At 49.4% G+C, this 20446-nt stretch carries 15 protein-coding genes; 3 read left to right on the top strand and 12 right to left on the bottom strand.

All coding sequences use genetic code 11. The annotated features are described in order from the left end of the window. Positions 1 to 51: 51 nt before the first annotated feature. From MKX76_RS23640 to MKX76_RS23620, 5 genes are all read right to left on the bottom strand, one after another. Positions 52 to 972: a BTAD domain-containing putative transcriptional regulator gene (locus MKX76_RS23640; protein ID WP_341034707.1), complete on the bottom strand. Its 921-nt coding sequence runs from the start codon at positions 970 to 972 to the stop codon at positions 52 to 54. Further along, on the bottom strand, positions 969 to 1307 hold the full coding sequence (locus tag MKX76_RS23635) for a LytR/AlgR family response regulator transcription factor (RefSeq protein ID WP_341034706.1): 339 nt from the start codon (positions 1305 to 1307) through the stop codon (positions 969 to 971). The genes MKX76_RS23640 and MKX76_RS23635 overlap by 4 nt, the downstream gene beginning before the upstream one ends. A gap of 419 nt (positions 1308 to 1726) precedes the next feature. Continuing rightward, entirely contained in the window at positions 1727 to 2635 is a 909-nt protein-coding gene (locus MKX76_RS23630) for an SMI1/KNR4 family protein (protein ID WP_341034705.1), read from the bottom strand. Positions 2636 to 2951: 316 nt separating this feature from the next. Then, positions 2952 to 3455: a DinB family protein gene (locus MKX76_RS23625; RefSeq protein ID WP_251537967.1), complete on the bottom strand. Its 504-nt coding sequence runs from the start codon at positions 3453 to 3455 to the stop codon at positions 2952 to 2954. 270 nt (positions 3456 to 3725) lie between these two features. Then, a complete protein-coding gene (locus MKX76_RS23620) occupies positions 3726 to 5786 on the bottom strand; it encodes a TerD family protein (RefSeq protein ID WP_432806791.1) in 2061 nt (686 codons plus the stop codon). 416 nt (positions 5787 to 6202) lie between these two features. Here MKX76_RS23620 and MKX76_RS23615 point away from each other — a divergent pair, with 416 nt between their 5' ends. Further along, the gene (locus tag MKX76_RS23615; protein WP_210094095.1) at positions 6203 to 6664 is read left to right on the top strand and encodes a hypothetical protein; all 462 of its coding nucleotides are present in this window, start codon (positions 6203 to 6205) and stop codon (positions 6662 to 6664) included. Between the two features lie 151 nt (positions 6665 to 6815). Here MKX76_RS23615 and MKX76_RS23610 read toward each other — a convergent pair whose 3' ends face one another. From MKX76_RS23610 to MKX76_RS23590, 5 genes are all read right to left on the bottom strand, one after another. Next, entirely contained in the window at positions 6816 to 7445 is a 630-nt protein-coding gene (locus MKX76_RS23610) for a class D sortase (RefSeq protein WP_341034704.1), read from the bottom strand. Positions 7446 to 7881: 436 nt separating this feature from the next. Further along, positions 7882 to 11352 (bottom strand): S-layer homology domain-containing protein, encoded by a 3471-nt coding sequence (locus MKX76_RS23605; protein ID WP_341034703.1) that lies wholly within the window; start codon positions 11350 to 11352, stop codon positions 7882 to 7884. A gap of 600 nt (positions 11353 to 11952) precedes the next feature. Continuing rightward, positions 11953 to 12483, bottom strand: a complete 531-nt coding sequence (locus MKX76_RS23600) for a DinB family protein (protein ID WP_341034702.1) — start codon at positions 12481 to 12483, stop codon at positions 11953 to 11955. Between the two features lie 328 nt (positions 12484 to 12811). Further along, positions 12812 to 13327 (bottom strand): hypothetical protein, encoded by a 516-nt coding sequence (locus MKX76_RS23595; protein ID WP_341034701.1) that lies wholly within the window; start codon positions 13325 to 13327, stop codon positions 12812 to 12814. A 236-nt stretch (positions 13328 to 13563) separates the two neighbouring features. Then, the gene (locus tag MKX76_RS23590) at positions 13564 to 14055 is read right to left on the bottom strand and encodes a CarD family transcriptional regulator (RefSeq protein ID WP_007129072.1); all 492 of its coding nucleotides are present in this window, start codon (positions 14053 to 14055) and stop codon (positions 13564 to 13566) included. A 131-nt stretch (positions 14056 to 14186) separates the two neighbouring features. On the opposite strand from MKX76_RS23590, the gene MKX76_RS23585 reads away from it, so the two are divergent. Both MKX76_RS23585 and MKX76_RS23580 read left to right on the top strand, forming a co-directional pair. Then, positions 14187 to 14627, top strand: a complete 441-nt coding sequence (locus tag MKX76_RS23585; RefSeq protein WP_210094100.1) for a MarR family winged helix-turn-helix transcriptional regulator — start codon at positions 14187 to 14189, stop codon at positions 14625 to 14627. A 71-nt stretch (positions 14628 to 14698) separates the two neighbouring features. Continuing rightward, on the top strand, positions 14699 to 15772 hold the full coding sequence (locus MKX76_RS23580; RefSeq protein ID WP_210094101.1) for a hypothetical protein: 1074 nt from the start codon (positions 14699 to 14701) through the stop codon (positions 15770 to 15772). Between the two features lie 241 nt (positions 15773 to 16013). Here MKX76_RS23580 and MKX76_RS23575 read toward each other — a convergent pair whose 3' ends face one another. Both MKX76_RS23575 and MKX76_RS23570 read right to left on the bottom strand, forming a co-directional pair. Further along, complete coding sequence (locus MKX76_RS23575; RefSeq protein ID WP_341034700.1) at positions 16014 to 18794, bottom strand: endo-beta-N-acetylglucosaminidase; 2781 nt, start codon at positions 18792 to 18794, stop codon at positions 16014 to 16016. Positions 18795 to 18916: 122 nt separating this feature from the next. Then, positions 18917 to 20440 carry an ABC transporter substrate-binding protein gene (locus tag MKX76_RS23570; RefSeq protein WP_007129076.1) on the bottom strand — a complete coding sequence of 508 codons (1524 nt, stop codon included), beginning with the start codon at positions 20438 to 20440 and terminating at the stop codon, positions 18917 to 18919. Positions 20441 to 20446 lie beyond the last annotated feature (6 nt).

The following is a 20446-nucleotide window of genomic DNA, read 5'->3' as shown; positions in this document are numbered from 1 at the left end:
TTCCTGCAATGATGAATAGAACAGGCAATGCCCGTTTGATCATGGTCTCACTCACGCCCCTTGCTCATCAGCGACCTCAACGGTCTGCTCCCACTCTTTGTACCATTGAACGATGTTGTCCGAAAGGGGGACCTCATATTCCCCGAGCAGCACTTCCTTCATTCGCTGAAACATCTTTCTGACTTCAGAGTGATGATGCAGCGAAGCATAGATATACATCAATCCGACATAGCCGTCCTCCAAATACGGCAGCCGCTCGATCACCTGCTGGTGGATTTTTACGGCTTCCGCATGCTGGCCGATCTCGACATGGCATGCTGCGACAGATTGGACATGCTCGAGCCATAGCAGTCGAAGCCGTTCCTGCTCAGGCTCTGCCCACACATACCGGTGGTCCGCCAGGAAATCCCCTTCGTACATATCCATGATCGACTGGTGGATGGAAAGCGTGTCCGGCATTACCTCCGGCGCTTTACTCAACCTGTCTTCCCATTTCTCCACGTCCAGCTTACCCGCAAGCTCCAGCCGATAGCTCTCGTCATGATAATGAATTCGGGCATCCAGCCCGCACATTCTGATCATTTTCCGAATCTGATAAATGGCCGTATGGAGCTGCGTCACGGCTTTGTGCGGGTCGTGGACAGGCCACAGCAGATCCATGAGCGTCTGCTTGCTCACCGTCTTCCCACGGTAGTAAATAAGGTAGGCGAACAGCTCCGGGGCCTTTAACGTTTTCCATGGAAAATGCTTTGGCTCCCCGTTCTCCCTATAGTGCAGGGATTGCAAGCAGCAGAGGGTTATTGGCTCTTGTTCATCTTCGGTACGGCTGACAACTGCTGCCGGCTTTGTTAGCGAACCTTTCACGATTCGGTCGATCGTAACGGAAAGCCTTGAAGGAAGCACCGGCTTCAGCAGATAATCCAGCGCGTTAACCTCAAATGCCTTGATCGCATAATCATCATAGGCGGTCACAAACACGATCTGAAGCTGAGGCCGAATCTCCCATAAGCGCCCGCCAATTCAAAGCCGGTCATCTCCGGCATCTCGATATCCAGAAATACGACATCAGGCTCCTCTGATTGGGCTGCATCTAATGCTTCGTATGGATTTTGATATTCGCCAACCCACTGGAAATCGGCGGCAGCTTCTTCTTGTAACAGCAGTCTCTTTAAATACTGTGTAGCCAGTATTTCATCATCGACGAACATGACCTTCAAGGTCCTCTTCTCCCCCTTCTGCAGGCTCGCCATCCCCCTTGAACCGGGTTCCTTATAGATGAAGTGATGTTCCTGGTTTTTTGCAGTCATGAATGACTTCTCGTGGTCCATCTCACGCAAAACCAGCGAACAGCTCCCCCAATCGTCCAACACCATTTCTTCTATATATTGGCATGTTGCGTTGAATATTTTCTGAATGCTTATTCTAAGTCTTTATACTCATCTTATCACAATAGAATGTTACTTTTGATATTCGATTACAGTTTTTGCTTCACGCAGTTGGAATTATTTGTGGTGAGGCTCCCGGCGTAATGCCGACTAATGGAGCATTGTAAAAAAGCTGCTCAGGAGTAAGAGCTCACGCTCCTCTCTGAACAGCTTTTTATCGTATGGTTGTTTTCTTTTCCTGTAACCGGTGTGCCGCAACTGAATTCCAGCAGCATGGCTCTTCTACTGGCTTGGTTTCGGGCGAAGCTTCTTTATCAACGGTGGATGTTCAAAAAAGGCATTTACGCTTGCACCAATCCCTGAACAAAAGCTTGGAAGTTCGGCGCAAGCCGGGTAATCTTGTCCGGATGTCTCTGGTCAACATGAACGACCTCGGGTTCACCGTCATTGCCGGCTGCCCGGTAGTCCAGCATGACCGCTTCCGATTCGGAAGGACACACGCAAAGAACGACACCGATCTCCGGGTAGCCTCGATCCTCGATCATATACCGGCTGCCGGCTTCTCCGCAGAGCGAATGCTTCTTCTCTCGGCCGATGCCCAGCATGCCCGTAATCTCGATGCGGCCATCGGCTGCATCCCCCGATTGTACAGGGAAAAACCTTCTGCGGGGAATCCCGCCATTATGTACTTTCATCATCTGAATATAGGCTGTCGGCAGTTTAAAAACCAGCTCTTCCTGGATGGATTCAACCAAATCGTCCGTGGGCGGCGCCATGGTATACAAATCGGCAGCTTCCGCGCCATCATCCCAAAAATCCGTAACATCCAAATCAGCAGGAATAGACGCCTGTCCGGTTGGAGCATCAACTGCTGACACAGCAGCTTCATGCTCCTGCTCCTCCGTTTTACTTCGGATCCACTCCAGGAACTCCAGCGTATCCTCATCCCCCGGCTCCAGCCGGTCGGCGGTTTCGAAGGCTTCGCGCGCATTCTCATACTGCTCCAGGTAATAATAGGCCAGTCCGATGCGGTAATGCCAGAGCGGGTCCTCTTGTCCTTCTTCCGCAACCGATAAGAACTGTTCAACCGCCTCCTCGTAGCGCTCCAGATTATTCAGCGCTCTGCCCAAATGGCTTGTCAGGACATAATCCCGTTCTTCTTCCGGAATCTCCGTGATCGCATCAACGATCGCTTCGAATTCATCCTCTTCATGCCATTCCTCGAGCTGTTCCAAGAGCTCTTCCCTCATTGGCCTTGCCCCCTCTCATACTTTAGTAGAATTATACCATTTCCGGCACGGCAGGCTCCACATCATGTATCGTTATCGTTAGTAAGGCTGGACCTGCAAAGGTGCTGTACGAATGCTCCTCGTAGGAGTGGTGCGCAGGGTGGGGTGGGTCAATAACTGCGGGTTAGACGCCAATAACGCAAAAGGCCGCAATCCCTGTTAGGATTCGCGGCCAGAAACGGTGAACATCGGACAAACCAATCGTCCATGCTGATAAGCTTGACGTGTGATTCGTTTGAAATTTAGCGCCTGAGCTTTCGGTCATGTCATGATTTTTTTACTGCGGCGGCTGTTCCACCCCGAAATGGATCCAGTCTTCTTTAGGAGGCCCGTATACGCCAAAAGGCTTTAATCCCGCTTGACGCATCAGTACGGTAACCTGTCCCCGGTGGTGGACAATGTGTTTGATGAGTCCCATTAAGATGGACGCATTCGATTCATCTCTTCCGAAGGCATTCTGCACCGCTTGCAGCGAGGCATCCGTCCACTGCTCCTCAATGGCGCGAGCCGCCCGGTCGCTGATCTCCGCAAAGGTATCGGCAATTTCCTTCGCGGAAGCAGGGACTTCCTCCGCATTCGGGATCTGTTCGATGGTAATTCCGAACTCTGACAAATATTCCGGGATATTCGTGGTGAAGTGCCAGGCGATTCTCCCCAACGTTCGTCCTTCCCCGTACACCTTCTGCTGCAGCGAGGCATCCGTCAAACCGTTCAATACCTGCTGAGTTAATGCAGCCTCCCTCTTCCACTCCGCAACAAAATCCGAAATTGTTACATACATAAGCGCAGTCCTCCTTATTTTTTAACAATCATATGTTATTTGGCTCGCCCATCCGCTCTGTTCCAGGGTCCTCCCCTAGCTGAAGTTCCGGTTCTCATTTACATGGTTAATGGACCGGCTGCCTTATCTTTATCCTAACCGTTAATAGTGACAAGGTTTGTCATTATTATGTGGCGAATTTAGCGATGATCCTAATTCATCCTGATTTCAATATGTGTTCGTGAAGAAAAAAGAGCACCGTCAATAGGTGCCCTCATCAAGCATATGCGATTAAACCAGGTATTCCGCCATAATCTGCTCGATATCAAACGGCGTGGTTCCATGATCCACCGAAAAAACCGTTTCGGCCTCATCTTTCTGTTCGACGCACTCGCCCCGTGCCTTCGCATGGAGCACAAACAGATCGTACAGGTCCGGTTTCCGAAGCGCCGTCATGGCTTTCCCCATCAGAACCATTCCCTTCTGGTTCCCTTCGACATTGTTATAGTAGTGCGGATGCCGCGTCAAGGACAGATCGGTCCAAATGACCGTGCGCTCCATCAGATCAAGGATAACGGGAATCGCAATCTGCGTGTCGGCGGTGACATCGAGTTTATTGACCACCGTGGCAGGCTCGAAGATTTCCCCGGAGCCGGGTTTTTTACGCATCATCCAGCCCGTGAAGCACTCCGGCAGCTCGCAATACGGCTGACTCGTATAAGAATGAAGGGTTGCCACGATGTAGCGCCCGCCGTACTGGACGATGGAAGGGATATGGAGATCAATGAATTCGCATGCGCCCTGCGGGGCGGATACGATGTCTCCGCTGTGCACGGCACGGTACTTGGACGACCGCAGATTCGTATACGAAATATGCTCCACATACTGCCAGTTCCCGTCATACATCACTGCGGACAGGTCGATATCCACGCGGCCGGTCGGTTGGCCGTCGACCATTCCCTCTTTCCACCAGCTGAAGAACCGGATGGTATCCCCATCCCCCATCGGGATGCGGCTTCCGCGTACGAGCGTACGCAAAGCTTTGCTGGCCGATCTTTGGGAGAACGGAACATGGTAGTGCTGCAACCGTTGATCGACATAGGTCTTCCCAAGCGGCGGCAGCTCGGAGAATCGCTGGATCAGTACCTGGTCGCATAGGTTCACGATGTCCTCGCAAGCCCCAGGATCCACCTTCGGAAGCTTATTCGGAACCGCAAACGCCTTGGCCACATTGCCTTTCGGGAAGAAGATGCGAAGGTCGCTCGGCTCATGGCGGCGGGCAAAATGAGACTTCACCTGCAATAACACCGGCGTCGACACTTGATCCGCGACTTCTCCGAATGCAAGCACGACATACTCTGTATGCTCGGTCGAGCGCAGCAGCTGATCCAGCCGTCTCGCGAATTCGCCGGGACGCTTCATCAAGAGATCGATGAGGGACCAGACTTGATCATAGCGGAAGGCGAGCTCTACGCTGCCGTTGAAGGTCGTAAAGGGCTTGTTATTGCGCAAGATATCGAAGGCTTCTTCCGCACGCGGAAAACGCGACTTGTATTCGGAAGGGTGTAGAATCTCGCCAAGGCGAATCCAGCGGTCTTTAAATCTCAGCATATCCTCCGTTATCGGGTGGCATCGCTCCAGCAATCCGAGCAGCAGCCGTCTTTCCGGGCGCTTGAATTTACGGAAGCGCACAGGCGCGGTAAGGCTGACATCGCCCCCCGACCAAGCCGCTGCCAGACGCAATACATCCGTTGCCGTCTTGAAGTAGCGCTCGATCAGGTTGATGTTTGCCTTGTCATGCTTCAGCAAGGAGCTTGCGACGAAGGCGGCGTTTTCCTTGAACGGAATTTCGGAAGGAAGCAGCTCTTCCAGCTCCTCCGGCTCGGCATTCGCGATCGCGGTATCGATGTCCTGCCGGTCCGTGTCCGAAATGGACGTCTTGGCTTGAATTAGTTGCTGGATCATCATATGGAACTCGGCTTGGCTTCCAAGCTCGATGACGGTCAGCTGGGTTTTATCCAGCAAAGTAGGTCTTACCACACCAGGATGATCGGGAGCCTCCAGCGTAAGATAATGGTAGACCGCATTCAGATACAGCGCTGCATCGTCTTCCTCCATCACTTGCTGCGGGAATCCGGGATACATCGGCTGATACTCCACATGTGCACCGACCATAACGCTAAGGTCAGCGACTAGCTGGGCATAGAATTCGGAAAACTGCTCCATGGATAATGTACGAATGACGTGCATCAATGGGTGGGAGAACGTAAATCCAAGAAACTCGATATTTTTCAGGGCAGTGGCCAAAACCGCTTCCGAAAGCCGGCTCTCCCCTTGCCCTCGCTCCACCATAAGTTTATTCGCTCTTCGTAAATAGATGGTATTATTTATCATCAGGATTCCAGGAAAGCCTTGCCCTAAATACGTGAAAGGTAGTTTAGAAGGAAGGTACAAGATAGCCTGGATGCCTCCTCTCTTAATCAACATCCCTCAGGGAAGCTGCGACCCTAATTCGCTCAATTTGAAATAGAAGGAAGGATCGCAATAGCCTGAAGGTGTGTTCGGTTCCAGGCCATGTGGCCGTGAACCTTGGATGCACTTATCATCACACACGTCGCTTCCTGCGAACAGGGCGGAAGTATTACGACTTATGGAAACGTGCGGAAATCGGGCCATTCCGATGAATTTCCTTGTGCCGTCCTGCAACTTTGCATTATTCTTGATGAGATTAAGTCGACTTAATATGTTGAATTGCAGGAGGAGCAGACATGAGCGAGAAGCTGACCGTGCTTGAATGGCACAAGCAACAAGCGGTAACGAATTTTAATGCCGCATGGGATTTGATTGAAAAAGCGGACAGGTCCTGGGAAGACGATCTCCAGATGATCCACATGGCCCATGCTTCCCGCTATCACTGGGGCGAGATCGGCACCCCCCTTCAATTCTCAAGAGGCGAATGGCAAATCTCGCGGGTATATGCCGTGCTCGGCATGTTCGAGAGCGCTTTATTCCACGGGAAAAACTCGCTTAAACTGTGCTTGGAGAATCATATCGGTGATTTCGATTTGGCGTTTGCTTATGAAGCCATTGCGAGGGCTTACATGATTGATCAGAATATAAATTCCATGATGGAATACCTCCAACTCGCCAAGGAAGCAGCCATTCATATTGGCGATCCCAAGGAGAGAGATTATCTTCTATCCGAATTGCAAACCATCTCGCTGGATTAGTACGGCCCTTCCCCTATTTCATTACCGTCTATGTTGATCACTTGAAAAAGCGCAGACTGCAAAAAAGCGGGATAACATAAAAATCTCACAATCCTTAATTGGATTGTGAGACATCTACGCCATTTGCATTAATTTTTTGGTTAATGAAAAACTAGGTGGTCTGCTCATCTCCAACCGGATATGCATAGAAGATAAAACGATCCGGCGCATTGCCTAAATAGCGGAACGGATAACAGGTGGAAACGACCAGCACCTCGGATCCCATCGATCGAATAACCGATGTATCGTCCTTGTCTACAATATCCGTGCTTCGGATCTCGTATTCAAATGTCCCATACGGCAGCTTTACGATGAATCGATCCCCAACCGCCAGCTTGTCGAAGTTCCGGAACACCGTGTCCCGATGGCCTGACAGCAGAATCTGTTCATCGTCTAGTGGAAATGCGGTAGAGCTATAATGCCCGACTCCTCTTTCAAGCATCTCCTCATCCGTGCCCTCGATAATCGGAAGCTCGGCTTCCAGCTTTGGAACTTCCAGCATCCCGATCACATCGTTCGGACTTGGATCAAACTGGGATCTCTCGGCCATAGGATCACGCTGCGAGGCTGGATCAACACCCTTATCATCCAAATGATCTATGGTTTGCGGCTGAGAAATCAGCGTATTCGCTTCCGCCATGGCTTCCTTCAGGCTTGCTTGATGTTCGAAATATTGTATTGCAGCGAATGTTACAAACCCGACGCCTGCAAGCATCAACAACGCACCTACGATTCTTCGCATGGCTTCCCCTTTCATTCTGTTCAAATTCATCAGTCGGTGACTGCCGGAGCAACAATGGAATCTAATGTTTTTCCAATTGAATATCTATATTTTTACAACCATATCTTACTTCTTCTCCTATTTAAAATCCAGCCGATTGACCGTACTTCTTCTCTTAATAAGCCAAAAGTAATAAATTTCTCGATTTAACCCACTCTGTTAATAGAGGTTCCGATGGAGACTCTAAATCGATGGGACACGCCTGGAATCTGCTCCGCTTACCACCCTATGTTTCCATTGATAAAGGATCTGCACGTTATACGCATCTGATACCTCCGTGATTTATATTTCAAGTTCGATCGTTCGTCACGCCGCTTAACAATAGGTCACCGTATCTAAATAGAAAAACAACCATTGACGACGTTCATGTCATCAATGGTTGTTTTGCGTTGCTTTATTACTTATCGATCAGGTTCGTCACTTTCAGCATTCTTGCAATCAGTGCGGTGACTTCGACGCGTGTCATTTGCGCTTTCGGACTAAGATGATCCGGACCGTTCCCGCGAATGATGCCTGCGGAGATCAATTGCGCTACGTCGGCTTTAGCCCATTTCGCTACGTTATCTCCATCTCTATATTGAGCCAGAACAGAAGTATCCTGTTCTACTGCATTCTGAGAGAGAATCAGGCGATGAGCCCGGGCTACCATGGCGAACCCTTCCTCTCTCGTAATTTGCCGGCCGCCGACGAAGTTGCCATCGTCATAACCGCGGACAATATCGAATTCATCGGCGATCGCAATCGCATTACGATACCAGATTGTTGCCGGAACATCCGGGAACCTCATCTGTGGAGCCTCAGGACGCATCAAGCCTAAACCGAGAACCACCATCTCTGCAAACTCGGAGCGCGTAACGCTGCGGTCCGGCGAGAATGTGTTATTCCCATTGCCCTTCAAATCCAGTCTTGCTGCGATATTATTCACATCCGCTTTGCCCCAGTGTGTTCTCACATCATCGAAATCCTGCGGATTCCAGATGATCGAATAGGTTCCGCTGCTGCGGAGATCGTTAATTTGAGCAAAATAACGGTTATTGATCTTCGTTACGACAGTTGGCAGATGGTACACACTGCCGTCAGGGTTGACTACAACCCCTGTTGTGATCCGGTTAGGGTCGATGCCCTCCGGAAGAGCGATATATTTCGCCGCATATCCGCTCAGCTGACCGGATCTCACGTTCTTTCCTTCGTGAGCAAACGTCAGGTCGAGATCGATTGGATCGACCAGCAGCTCATAGCCTGCCGATGTCGCCTTGCTCTTGGCAGATGCGGTCACGGCTTCCGAAGCACGCTTAATGTCGATACGGACTACGATATCACCAAGCGCGGCATTTCCAAGCTGCCCGGCTACGGAAGACAGATTCATTTTACCAGCTGGAACCGGATAGATGGCGAGCGGGTTGCTGATTTCCAAGCTTGCGCCCTTATCGCCGAGTTGCTTCAGATTATCCGCAGTCAAGCCGCCAACTGTCAGGTCACCTTCATTCGGCGAGTGAATAGCCAGCTTCGGATCTGTGCTCTTGGATATTGCATCAACCAGCTTGCCCTGATCTACCTTCACTGAGGTTACGGTACGGCCATCCGTAACTGTCGTGGTACCGGTGGCAAATGGATTGTCATTGCCGTCCACTCGGACATCCAGATTGCTCTTTGGAGTTTCCGGCTGAGGTGTTGGAGTTGTTCCCGGCGTGCTTCCGCCTCCTCCGTTTCCGCCTCCATTGTTGTTATCTCCTCCGCCACTGAACGCTCGATATACGGTTAGTTTATAAATCGTCTCTCTACCGTTTACGGTTACCTTGACTTCAATGGTGTTGCTGCCTTCTTTTAAAAGCAAATGATCGCTTGCCTTACCGTCAGCTGCATCCATCCAGGTACCACCATTGAGTGAAATCTCAATCTTGGCATTCGGATCCAGGCCAGCCAGCTCGTCCAGCGTTGGTGTTAGATAGACGCTGTACGTTGCAGCAGAAACGGATGCGGTGTACTCACGAGTATTTTCAGCAAACTCAGGTGACAGACCAATCGGTGTACCATCGTTGCTGTTGTTCAGCTCCAAGCCGATGAGGTGGGAATTTTCGGATGCATCCACCACGATCGTCTTGGATTCGTTGGACACTTTGCCGTCCTTAACTGCCGTTACATCGACCGTATATTTACCATCCGCCAGCTCCGCCGTTGGAATGAAGCTCCAGTTGCCATTGCTGTCCACTTCTACCTCTCGAGACTCAATGACATTTCCGTTCTCATCCTTCAGTTCTACGGTTACTTTGGCATCCGGGTCTGCGATTCCCTTGACTTCCGGCTTAGCCACGGATACCAGCTCACCGGTTGGTTCGGTGATCGCAAGCTGAGGCTTGGTCGTGTCCACCGTCACATTTTTGGTTGCAGTATTGGACTCTCCGTTCTTCGTGGCTGTCACTTCAACCACGTAGTCCCCATCCGCCAGATCCTGTGCAGGCTTAAAGCTCCAAGTCCCGTCAGCATTCACTTTGACGGTAGGCGTACCAATCACATTGCCGTCTTTATCTTTAATCTCCACAGTAACATCCGCACCAGGAGCAGACTCACCTTTAAACTCAGGCTTGGCTACGTATGCGCTGCTGCCAGCCGGCTGCGTGATTTTAATCCGGGTCTTCAGTTGATCTTCCGCTGCCTTTAGGGCCTCAAGCGCTTTATTTACTTGCTCTTGCGTTTTGTTTCTGTTTTCAAGCACTGCTTTGGCTTGTTCCAGTGCCTGCTGATACGCTGGCCACTCGTCTTCCATGTAGTCTTCTTCTTTCAATTGGCTGAGTTGCTCAACCGCCTTCTTCAGTTCGGTAATGTTAACAAAAGCTACGGATTTCTCGGCGATAACCTCGTAATTGGTGTCAGTTGACATACCACCGAATTCAATGACGTATCCTGTAACGTTGTTATCATTCGGATAATCATTCCACTTCCCTGCTTGTTGACCAGATGAAAAAATATGAGCTACATATTCCTTATTGCTGTAATCATTAGGCTCCTGAGCGTCCCAGTTGGTATACGCTCCGTCTACTGGCTTCCCAGAGGTTTGATAATAGCCTTCATAGAATTTCAAGCCATTACCGCTATCCTTTTCACCTTCTGGGCCGGTTACCCAACGCCAGTCACCAGTTTTCCTAGGTCCACCATCTTTACGTTCGATATCCTGTGCGCCAATCCAGCCCAAGCCTAGAGTCTTTTCTTTTACGAACTCATTCTCCTTGGCGTCTGTAATCGTGACCAGGTACCCTTGCCGTCCAAAATAAGTCATACCCTCAGCTTCTTGCTTCGCTTTATCCCAAGTAATTGAGCTGCCCTTATTTACATATTTGTAAAAGTGACCGTTACCTTCATAAGGAAGGGCATCGCCTAAGGTAAATTTAATAGTTCTCACTGATTTATCGCTGGACGTCGTCGAGAACTTAACACTGGATAATGTTTGCGTATAAGCTTCTGCTGAAGCCTTTCCCGTAAACATTAGAACGCCGTTATCGGGGGTATTTCTTTTTGCTGTAATTCCCGCAGCCAAGGTATATGATAATGTATCTCCGGTCTGGAAATTTTCAATCATTACCGTTGCAGCATCCAAGTTAGCCGTATCGGGAGAGTTAAGAATCAGAACCTCCGGATCAATAACTACCCCGGTCGGAGTTCCCCCGTCAACAACATCATAGCTGGTCGTACCCCCGGATGTGGTAATTAAGGCTTGTTCTGTATCAGCCGCGTAGACTGAAGCTTTAGCAGCTCCTACCGGAAAACCACCAATAGTAAGAACGCAAGCCAGGAACAATGCTGCATGCTTTTTCTTACGAGGCTTGTTGCTAGATTTAAACACGTTTTTCTTTCCTCCTATCTTTTTCATCATATTTGTAAGCCTCGTGTTTTCCTTTTCCAACAGCCGCTTCGCTTAAGTAATTATGCAGAATAGTTAAAATACCCCTCACATAATCTCCATCCTTTTAAATCTAGGCTACATACTCTGTTAGATTCCTAAATACGAAATTTGTTGGACCGAGGATCTTATTCAAAGTCACTGTCGAATTATAGGAATACACGCCACTACATTATATAGAGGCAGTCTGAATAAAATCTGAACAGCCTTAAAGAATTTATCTATGAGAATTGATATGTCGGTGCACGTGAACAAAAGAAAACAACCATCGAAGACGTTCATGTCATCAATGGTTGTTTGCGTTGCTTCATTATTTATCAATCGGGTCAGTCACTTTCAGCATTCTTACCAACAGTGCGGTTGCCTCGGCACGCGTCATTGCTTAACTTCCAGCCATAATAGGTTTTTTTGAGGATGTACGCAATTCCAGCCTATTCTCCCACATATCGATGAAAGATCGGCCAGACGTACCGCATTCTGGTTGAAATCTCGGCACCGCATCCTGGCCCCCCTTTCCGCTTCGCATAAAAGGTTACATCTGCAGATGCCCAATTTTTTAAACTTGATGTCCCTTTATTTTGAAGGCGAATGCTCTGCATACCATTTTCTTAGCAGATTAATATGCGCCTGATGATAGCGGTTATGGTCAGCCATATGCCACAATCCCCAGCGAATCGTTGCTTGCTTTTCATTCTCATGACCAAAGGTGACCACCCGATCTAAATCAGCATCCTGCAATTGGGTACAGATGTCTTTCAGCATGCTTAACACCTCTTCATACTCCGATATCAGCATGTTGAGCGACTTGCCTTGGATCATCGGCAGCCGGTTGTTCACATCGATCATGGGACCGTATTGTTCTTGTAACGAATGAGGGAGCGGCTCCCCTTTCATCCGGTACACCCAATTCAAATCAACATACAGGATATGTCTCATTAATTGAGCGGTGCTGTTAAAGCTGCCATCGGGCCCCTTGTAATCGACTTCTTCCTGCGACATGTCCTTCGTAATCAACTGAAGTCGCTGGCTGTTTTCTTTCACCGCGGAATATAACATCCCCACCATCGGCGACATATTCGCTTCGCCTTGTAGATCGTTAACCATCTGGCTCTTCCTCCTGCAATATTGGTTTACGGTCGCATCATTTCTTTATTTCTGTAAGGGTTACATCCCACATTAATACATTTATATTCGAATTTTGGTCTTCATTCATTATCGAGATGGTAAGCTCCTATGCTCCTTGAATGTCCGTTTCGGAAAAGCAGGATCCTCTCGTTCATTTCCATCTGCGATATATATATTTTTTCTATCTTAGTAGGGGAACAGGGAGGTGTCAATTCCAGACTAATTAGATGTGAGCGCGGCCTGATTCCGTTTGGTTGATCCCTTACGGACAACAGAAGGCCATCGACGAATCGACGGCCTCACGATCTTACGCTTGTATGCTCGATGCTTTGCTTGCCTGTCTTGAGTGCAGAACCTTCATCGCGTATCTTGCGATAGGCTGTGCGATCAACACTTCAATCCAGAACGCAATGCCGAAGTTTCGTGGCCAGGTATGGAGGAAGTTTTTAAACGGATCCAAACTGATGTGTTTGGTACCTACCATGGGGCCAATAATGGAGAGAAGAAGTGATAATACCGTTACATTGAGCACAATATTTAATAATACTCTTGCATTGAACCCATCAGTCTGCCCCAAGAATTTAGGCATCATCTTGCCAACAATCGGGCCAGCGATCAGCTTCACGCATAACACGACGATGACCCACATGATAGGAATCACTTTTAGACTATCCAGATAAACCTCTTTGCTGAACCCGCGCTCCAATCCAATAATGATCGGCGCGATCGTGTTGACCGAAATAATCGATACGATCAATAAAAATAATATTCCCTCTTTGCCGTTCCTAGGCAGTCTTGTCTCCACGTCCTTCTGGTTTGCCATCTCCTATCATCAACCCTTCATCTAATGTGTCACCGTGTTATTTTAGCGATTTAGGGAGGCTCTTCATAAGTGAACATTCTGTGAATAATTATCCGAATAGAATAGAGAATGAACGTCCGAAACAAAAAAATCACCAACCGATAACGGATTGGTGATTTTTATTGTAATAATGAAGTCTGGATCGCATACATACAGTCTCTCTGCCCTCGCCTTGCTGAATTTCGGTCAGCCAGCGCTTACGCCAGCATGCCGTTTACCTTGCCCAATACCGATTCATAGGATGTATCCAAAGCAATTGCCATTTCCTGAAACAAAATATTTTGAGCCGAAGCTAACATCACTTGATCTTGTTGGTTCAGCTTTTTGTTGTTGCTTTCGGCCTTCTGCTTGTGACGCATTAAGGTGTTGATAATGTTAGCGATCTCCTCCCGGTCGCCTGATCTAATTAATTTGGAGTAGGTCTGGAAACGCTCCGTATTTTTTTCAATCCATCCCGTGCCCGGCGATTTAAAGGATTGCATGACCTTCTCGGCTTCCTCCCGATCGATCAGTTCGACCATGAGCAGACTGTCGTTGTCTACTGGCGTGCTAATCTTTAATTTCACGTTGCTTACCGGATGCAGCTCATAATAGCGTCTGGTTGTGCCCAAGACTTCTTTCTCGCTGATCCCATCAATTTGGCATATGCCATGAACTGAATAGATAACCAAATGACCCGTTTCAAACATGCTGTTGTCCTCCTCACGTTGTCAACTTGGTTGACTATGTACCTCTATTATACACTATCGTCAACTTAGTTGACGAAGAATCGTGAACTTTTGTATATTGGTGGAGGAATTGCTGAAAGGAATGATGACCAATGCATGTAGAAGTGAAGACCGTGGATCTGATCGACCTGATAAGCGAACGTCATGTCCTTCTCCGCACCTTAAACGACCGCTTGTGGCATAAAAGCCATGACCTTCATATATCGAACTCCGAATGGTTTATTATGGCGAGAATCTATAAGAAACAAACGACGATATCCCATGTCGCCAAACAAGTGGATATCTCCCGTCAGGCTACCCATAAATTCATTAAAAATCTGGAAGCCAAAGGACTGGTCGAGGTCAGCAGAGCGCAGCATAACAATAAAGACAAGTGCATCCGTCTCACGCAGTTCGGCGAGGAGTGCTTTGAGCACAACGAAGCGATCAAGGCAAAGCTTGAGGCCAAAATCATCGCCTCGATCGGAGAAGAGCAAGCGGATCAGCTTAAGCGGCTTTTAACGATGGATTGGGGTTTGGGGACGAGTGTTTAACCTTACCTAGCCCTTGGCTGAAGATCATCCGGTTAACCATAATAAATGGATAAGAATCGAGGGTAAGATGAATGAAGCTTCAGCTCCTATTTCATGAATATTTAAATATAAAATTCAACAGAGGCTTGCCGTCGGTACAGACCGTTGGCTTTGAATATGGCGTTCTGGAAGACGAAAGAGCAGCGTTATTCTTTGTCGATCGCAACGGTCAGGCTTTTGTTGAATGGGCGTATGATTTACAGCCGGGAGATCCCCAATATGCTGCGAGCCCGGATTGGAAGCCTGTGCTCGCGGACACGTTTAAGCAGCTGGACGTCTACGATGAACAGATACTCTATTATCTGTTGTTTACCATCAACTCGACGACATCCATTGTTCGAAGCAATCCGTACAACGCCATGAATGATTTGATGAAGAATTATTGTTACTTCCAGTTGTCTCAATTAAACGGTGTCTCCCGGTTGAGCGATGAACAGAAGCTTCAATTAAGGGACTTTTTCCTCTTTTTCTACCTGTATGCCCACCCGGTGAACGAGGAGACGCTTTACGCTTTTTCATTCCACGGTCAGGATTTGGTTCATACGAAAACCGGCATCCACATCGAGCCATATTTCTCGGCGTACCATGATTACTACATCGAGCATTTCGATAAGCATCGCGATCAATTAATGATAGCTCCCCATGAAATCGCCGCCTGCAAAAACCTAACGATTGAGCTGCTTAGGTCCATCGAGGGAAAGTCGACCAAGCTGGTCTTGCCCCCGGAAGAAGGCTTCGAGGCTGCACTCCGACTGATCAATGATGTGGACGAGATGCTCCATATGTACTCGGAAAATAAATCAACGGTATTCGACATCATGAGAGATGCTCTCGCAGGCACTCGCTCTATCCCATATCGTGATCATTGCTTCAGCATATTGCTGCAGAATTACGTGTGCTATGTTCTTTATTTTGAGTTTGATGAAATTCATCATCTGGTGGACTACTTTAGAGGCACTCCGGCATGGTGCAAGACGATTCTAAATAAAATCTTCGCGGATACCATCTTTCTTCAGAAGATCATGCGGCAGAACCGGATCGATATTGCCGATTATGGGAGTGTGATTGAATTCTTCGATGAGGAGGCTCGGAGGATTTACTTGTGAGTGGCAAGCATCCCTGTTACCTACTCAGGAGCCGATGCTTCACACACTTGCTGTACCTGTCCCCCGCTCTTATAATACCCATTGATTAAACCCCCTTAGCGCATTACGCTTCCATGTACAGGCAGAGAACTTCCTGCCAGCAGCTCGTTGTGCTAATGGAGACCTTGATGAAATAAACTTGGCCGGCAGCTTAAAAAAGAGCGTTCCCCTCTTTAGGGAAACGCTCTTTTGCTCATTCATATTATTTCAAGCCCAATACCTCAAAGTCATAAATCCGCGCGGCCGTATCCCCGCCTTGTGTCGCCTTCTCGACTTGAAGACGAACGTACTGTGCGGAGGTAAGCTCGATGGCATGGCTGCTGACCGCTTCCGTATTGTCCTTGACCGAAACCGCATCCTTCCATTCCTTGCCGTCCGAGCTTACCTGTACGGTGAATGCCCGCGTGTTGAATGCGGCCGGCTCGCCTCCCGCCTCCGCATGCTTGATCACGAATTCGCTGATCTTGTGCTCAGCTCCGAGATCCACCGTCAGAGAATGTGGCCCGTCTCCGACCGCACACCATTTGGTGGCGGCATTACCGTCAACCGCAAATGCAGGTGCTTCCTTCTCGTTCACGAAGCTGGATGCTGACGTTTGCTTGCCAAGGGCAAGATTGCCAACGCCATTCTCCGCTTCTCGTGTAACCGTAATGAGCTTCTTCCGAACCACGTCCTCGCCAATGCTATTTTTAGCGGTTAACGTCACTTCGAACGTTCCTTCTTCCGGATAGGTCACCTTAGGATTCTGCTCCGTGCTGGACGCCGGCTGTCCGCCCGGGAAGCTCCAGCTCCAGGACTCTGTGACTTCCGATGAAAGATCCGTGAATTGTACCGATTCTCCCGGTGCGATCAGCGTCTTATCCGCCTTGAAGGCTGCCGTCGGCTTCGGGTATTCCGGCCAGTCAAAGCTTACGGACGCTGCCTTTCCTTGTTCATAATGGCGGTTCACCGGAATCACGACCATTTTGGTAGACTGCTCTTTTTGCAGACGCTTCATTTCAGGCACATAATAAACGGTGTTGCCCGTCATGCCCATCAACTCGTACTTGCCGTCCGGATGAACCCGGTACACCTGATAATACATTACGTCCTCCGCCTGTTTCGGTGCCTTCCAGGACAATCGCGCATCCCCATAGATCCCGTCGCGGAAGTCGTTCTCGATCACCTGCAGATCGCTCACCTGATGCGGCTTCTTCGCCTTATCATTCACCTGCGAAACGGCCAGTTTGCCGATATTGGCCTGATAGTTGGCCATATCCGCCGCGGATTCGAATTGAAGCGAAATTCCCGCAATCGTACGTCCTTTGAACTTGTTCAGTCTGACGCTTCCCTGCTTCCAATCCTGATTCGCGCCCGCCTGGGTCCACTTGGACGGCTCGAAGAGCACATAGTCATCCGGCGCATCGGAGAAGGCCAAACCGATCTTCACCTTGGCGTCCTTCGCATTGTCCGTATAAACAAGCGATACTTCCGTCGTCGCTTCTACCGGGATATTCGCCTTATACAGCTTGACATGGGTAGAGGAGCCTTTGCTAACGGGACCTTCTACCTGAAGCGAGCTGCCTCCGTAGTAGGATTTGCTGAAATCAAATCCAGGCTTGAGGGCTTCGCCCTTGCCGTTGGTTTCCGTGATCCAGCGCCAGGTCGGCAAAATATCCTGCAGACTCCGGTTGCTCCAATCGCTGCTCCGCATCACTTTGCCGTCCACCGCGAACATATGGCCGTTCCCCGTATTAAAATGGGTGACGAACTCGGAACCGGTCAGCACCGTTTTGGCAACGACATCATGGGCAATCCCTCTCCAGGCGAGCGGGTCGCTTCCTTCAGGCTGGGAGGTATTCGCCGGGTTCATGCGGGGCCCAGCCCAGAAAATCTGCTCCTTGTTCATATATTCCTCATGCGTCTCAGAGCTGTTGAACGCCCAATCCGGACGGTAAATGCCGAGGGAAGTGGTCGCTTTCTTGCCTTCCGGGAACACGACCGGCCAATTAAACCTGCTTTCGTAGCCGTTTGCCTCCACATCGATTCCGGCGTACAGATCATACGGACTGCGGCCAAGCTCGGCCGCCTTCGCCGGGGAGTTCAAGAATGGCGTGATATAATCGTATTTGCCGTTCTTCTCGTCCTTGAACTGCCAGCGGAAATCGATAAACATATTGTCGGAAACGCGCTGATTTCCCGCCTGGAAGAACATCTTGTTCTGGTCCGTCAAAGCCCCCTGCCACTTCACCGGCCCGTCCTTGATCATGGAATCGTACCAGATCACTTCCATGCCCGGTGCTTTCTTCTGCTGAAGATATGTTAAAAATTCAGCCATCTTGGCGGCATCCTCAGGCGTTCCGCCTTGCGTTTCCTGATTGATGAACCAGCCGTCAAATCCGTAATATGCAGCAACCTCAATCAGTTTGTCTGCAACCGGGAAGGATCCGTCCTCCCGCTGCTGTAACAGATCATGCAGCCACTGGATTTTGCCTCCATGCTCGGTTTGCGGCAAGAAAACGGTTCCAAATACAGGCACGCCATTCTTGTGGGCTGCATCGATCACGTCGGCGCTTGGCGGAACGATCAAGCCTTCACCTGCCGAGCCGCCCCACATTACCAGCTTGTCGATATACTGCCAATTACTGAACGTATACGTATGGAACTTCTCCGAGCCTTGGGAAGGAGCACCGCTTGTGCTTGGATACATGGAAGCAATCGATAGTACCTTCACTTCCTCCTTGGCATGGCTGTTGACCTTATGGCCCTGAACCCGCTTGGTCTCCAGCTTCACCGTTCCCCGGTTAAAAAGCGCATCCTTATCGGTTGACGGCGACCATTCCAGCAGCGTGTTCGGATACCAATAGGACGAATGAGGCTGCGCCGCTTCGGCTTCTCCAGCAAAACCCGTCAGGGATGCTGCCAGCACGGCTGTGCTCATCCATACGGTCATTCTTCGCTTCCACTGAGCTTTAGTAAAATAACCCGGTTTGATTTTTTTCACTCAAAAAACCTCCTATACGGATAATGATCATGCAGTTTTTCTAGTATTTTACAGGAGCGTGATGATAAATTGAGAGAAACGGCTATCATCAGCCGTTTCTACTCTTCAACTACTCTTATGCCTTACTTGTTCTGAGCTGCCTTCCACTCATCGAACTGCTTTTGAGCCTCAGCGATAACTTTGTCGATTCCAGCATCCTGGAATTTTTGTTTTGCTTTTGGCAAGTATTCGTCAGGATCGATGGAGCCGGTATACAGTGCAGGGATGAATTCCTTCGCTACGTTCGTCACGGCCGCAACTTCTGTTTTGACCGGAGCCGTATCGAAGTTAAAGCCGAATGTAGGAGCTACTACAGCGGAGCTGTTAAATTTCTCGAATGCTTCCCACTTGTCTTCAGGCTCGCCTTCATGAAGGTACGTCAGGAACATATTGCCGAGCGCAAATCCAGGCATTGCATAGTTTTCCTGCATTGCAGGCATATCCTCGATGTATGGCCCTTCAAGCTTCTTGTAATGCGTTCCTTCCAAACCGTATTGAATCATATTACGCAGTTTCTCATCCGTGTTCAGCAGGTTCAAGAACATCATGGCCCGCTCCGGATTTTTGGAGTACGAAGAAATCGCCATCATCGAACCCGCTGCGGAGCTGGTGTAAATCACCGGATCGTGCATCGGTCTTGTCACAATGTCATATCCTGCGTTTCTGGACCAGCCGAGCTCTGCATATGGCTGCGTAATCTCGCGGTCCACGAGCCATTTGCCGGTCTTGATATTATCAATGCCGTCCAGCGTCGCTACATCCTCGCGCACATAACCCGCTTTATAGTATTTGCGCATCGTGGCCAAAGCCGATTTCAGTTCAGGTGTATCCAGCAGATTCACAAATTTAAAGTCTTTGGTATCAAGGTACATGCCGATCGGAATTTCATCACCAAGCGGGAAGTCAACCGGCAAGTACGGCTTAAAGCTTTTCGGTACGGCGAGCGGTGTAATATCCGCCGGCTCGTTCTCTTTAATCGTTTTCAAAAGCGGCTCCAGATCCTCAAGCGTTGTCACGTTGGAAATGTCCAGGTTGTACTTATCCAGATACTTCTTGTTGAAACGCCATACAAACTGCTGTGCCAGCTCCTTATTGGCCGGGATGCCATAGTTCACGCCATTCACCTTCGTTCCTTCGAGGAAACGAGGATCCAGCGCTTCCTTGATGCCTTGTCCATACTGATCAAGCAAGTCATTCAGCGGCTTGAAGGCACCCTTGGCCGCGTTTGGAAGATAATCAAATGCCCATGAGCTGGTGAAGGCGATGTCGTAATTCTCGCCGGAGCTGGTAATGACTTGCATCCGCTGGCTGTAATCGCCCCAGTCGATCATGTTGATCTCGATCGTAGCGTTGATTTTCTCCGTCAGGTATTTATTGATCTCCTCTTGAACCTTAGGAAGATCCTTCTGGTTAGGCCCGATCATGTACATTTTGAGCTTGACCGGGTCCAGCTTGGATGCATCCACCGTGCCGTCGCTCTGAATGGCCGCCTCTTCCTTCGCGGGCTCGCCAGACTTAGCGCCTTCCTTGCCGCCGCAAGCCGATAATACGACCGTGAGCAAAAGCACAAGAGCAAGGGACAGTATAGAAGCCTTTTTCTTAAACATGTGTTT

The sequence above is a fragment of the Paenibacillus sp. FSL R5-0810 genome (assembly GCF_038002285.1).
Taxonomy (GTDB): Bacteria; Bacillota; Bacilli; order Paenibacillales; family Paenibacillaceae; genus Paenibacillus_AQ; species Paenibacillus_AQ lactis.
This window is presented reverse-complemented; position numbering and strand designations above follow the sequence as displayed.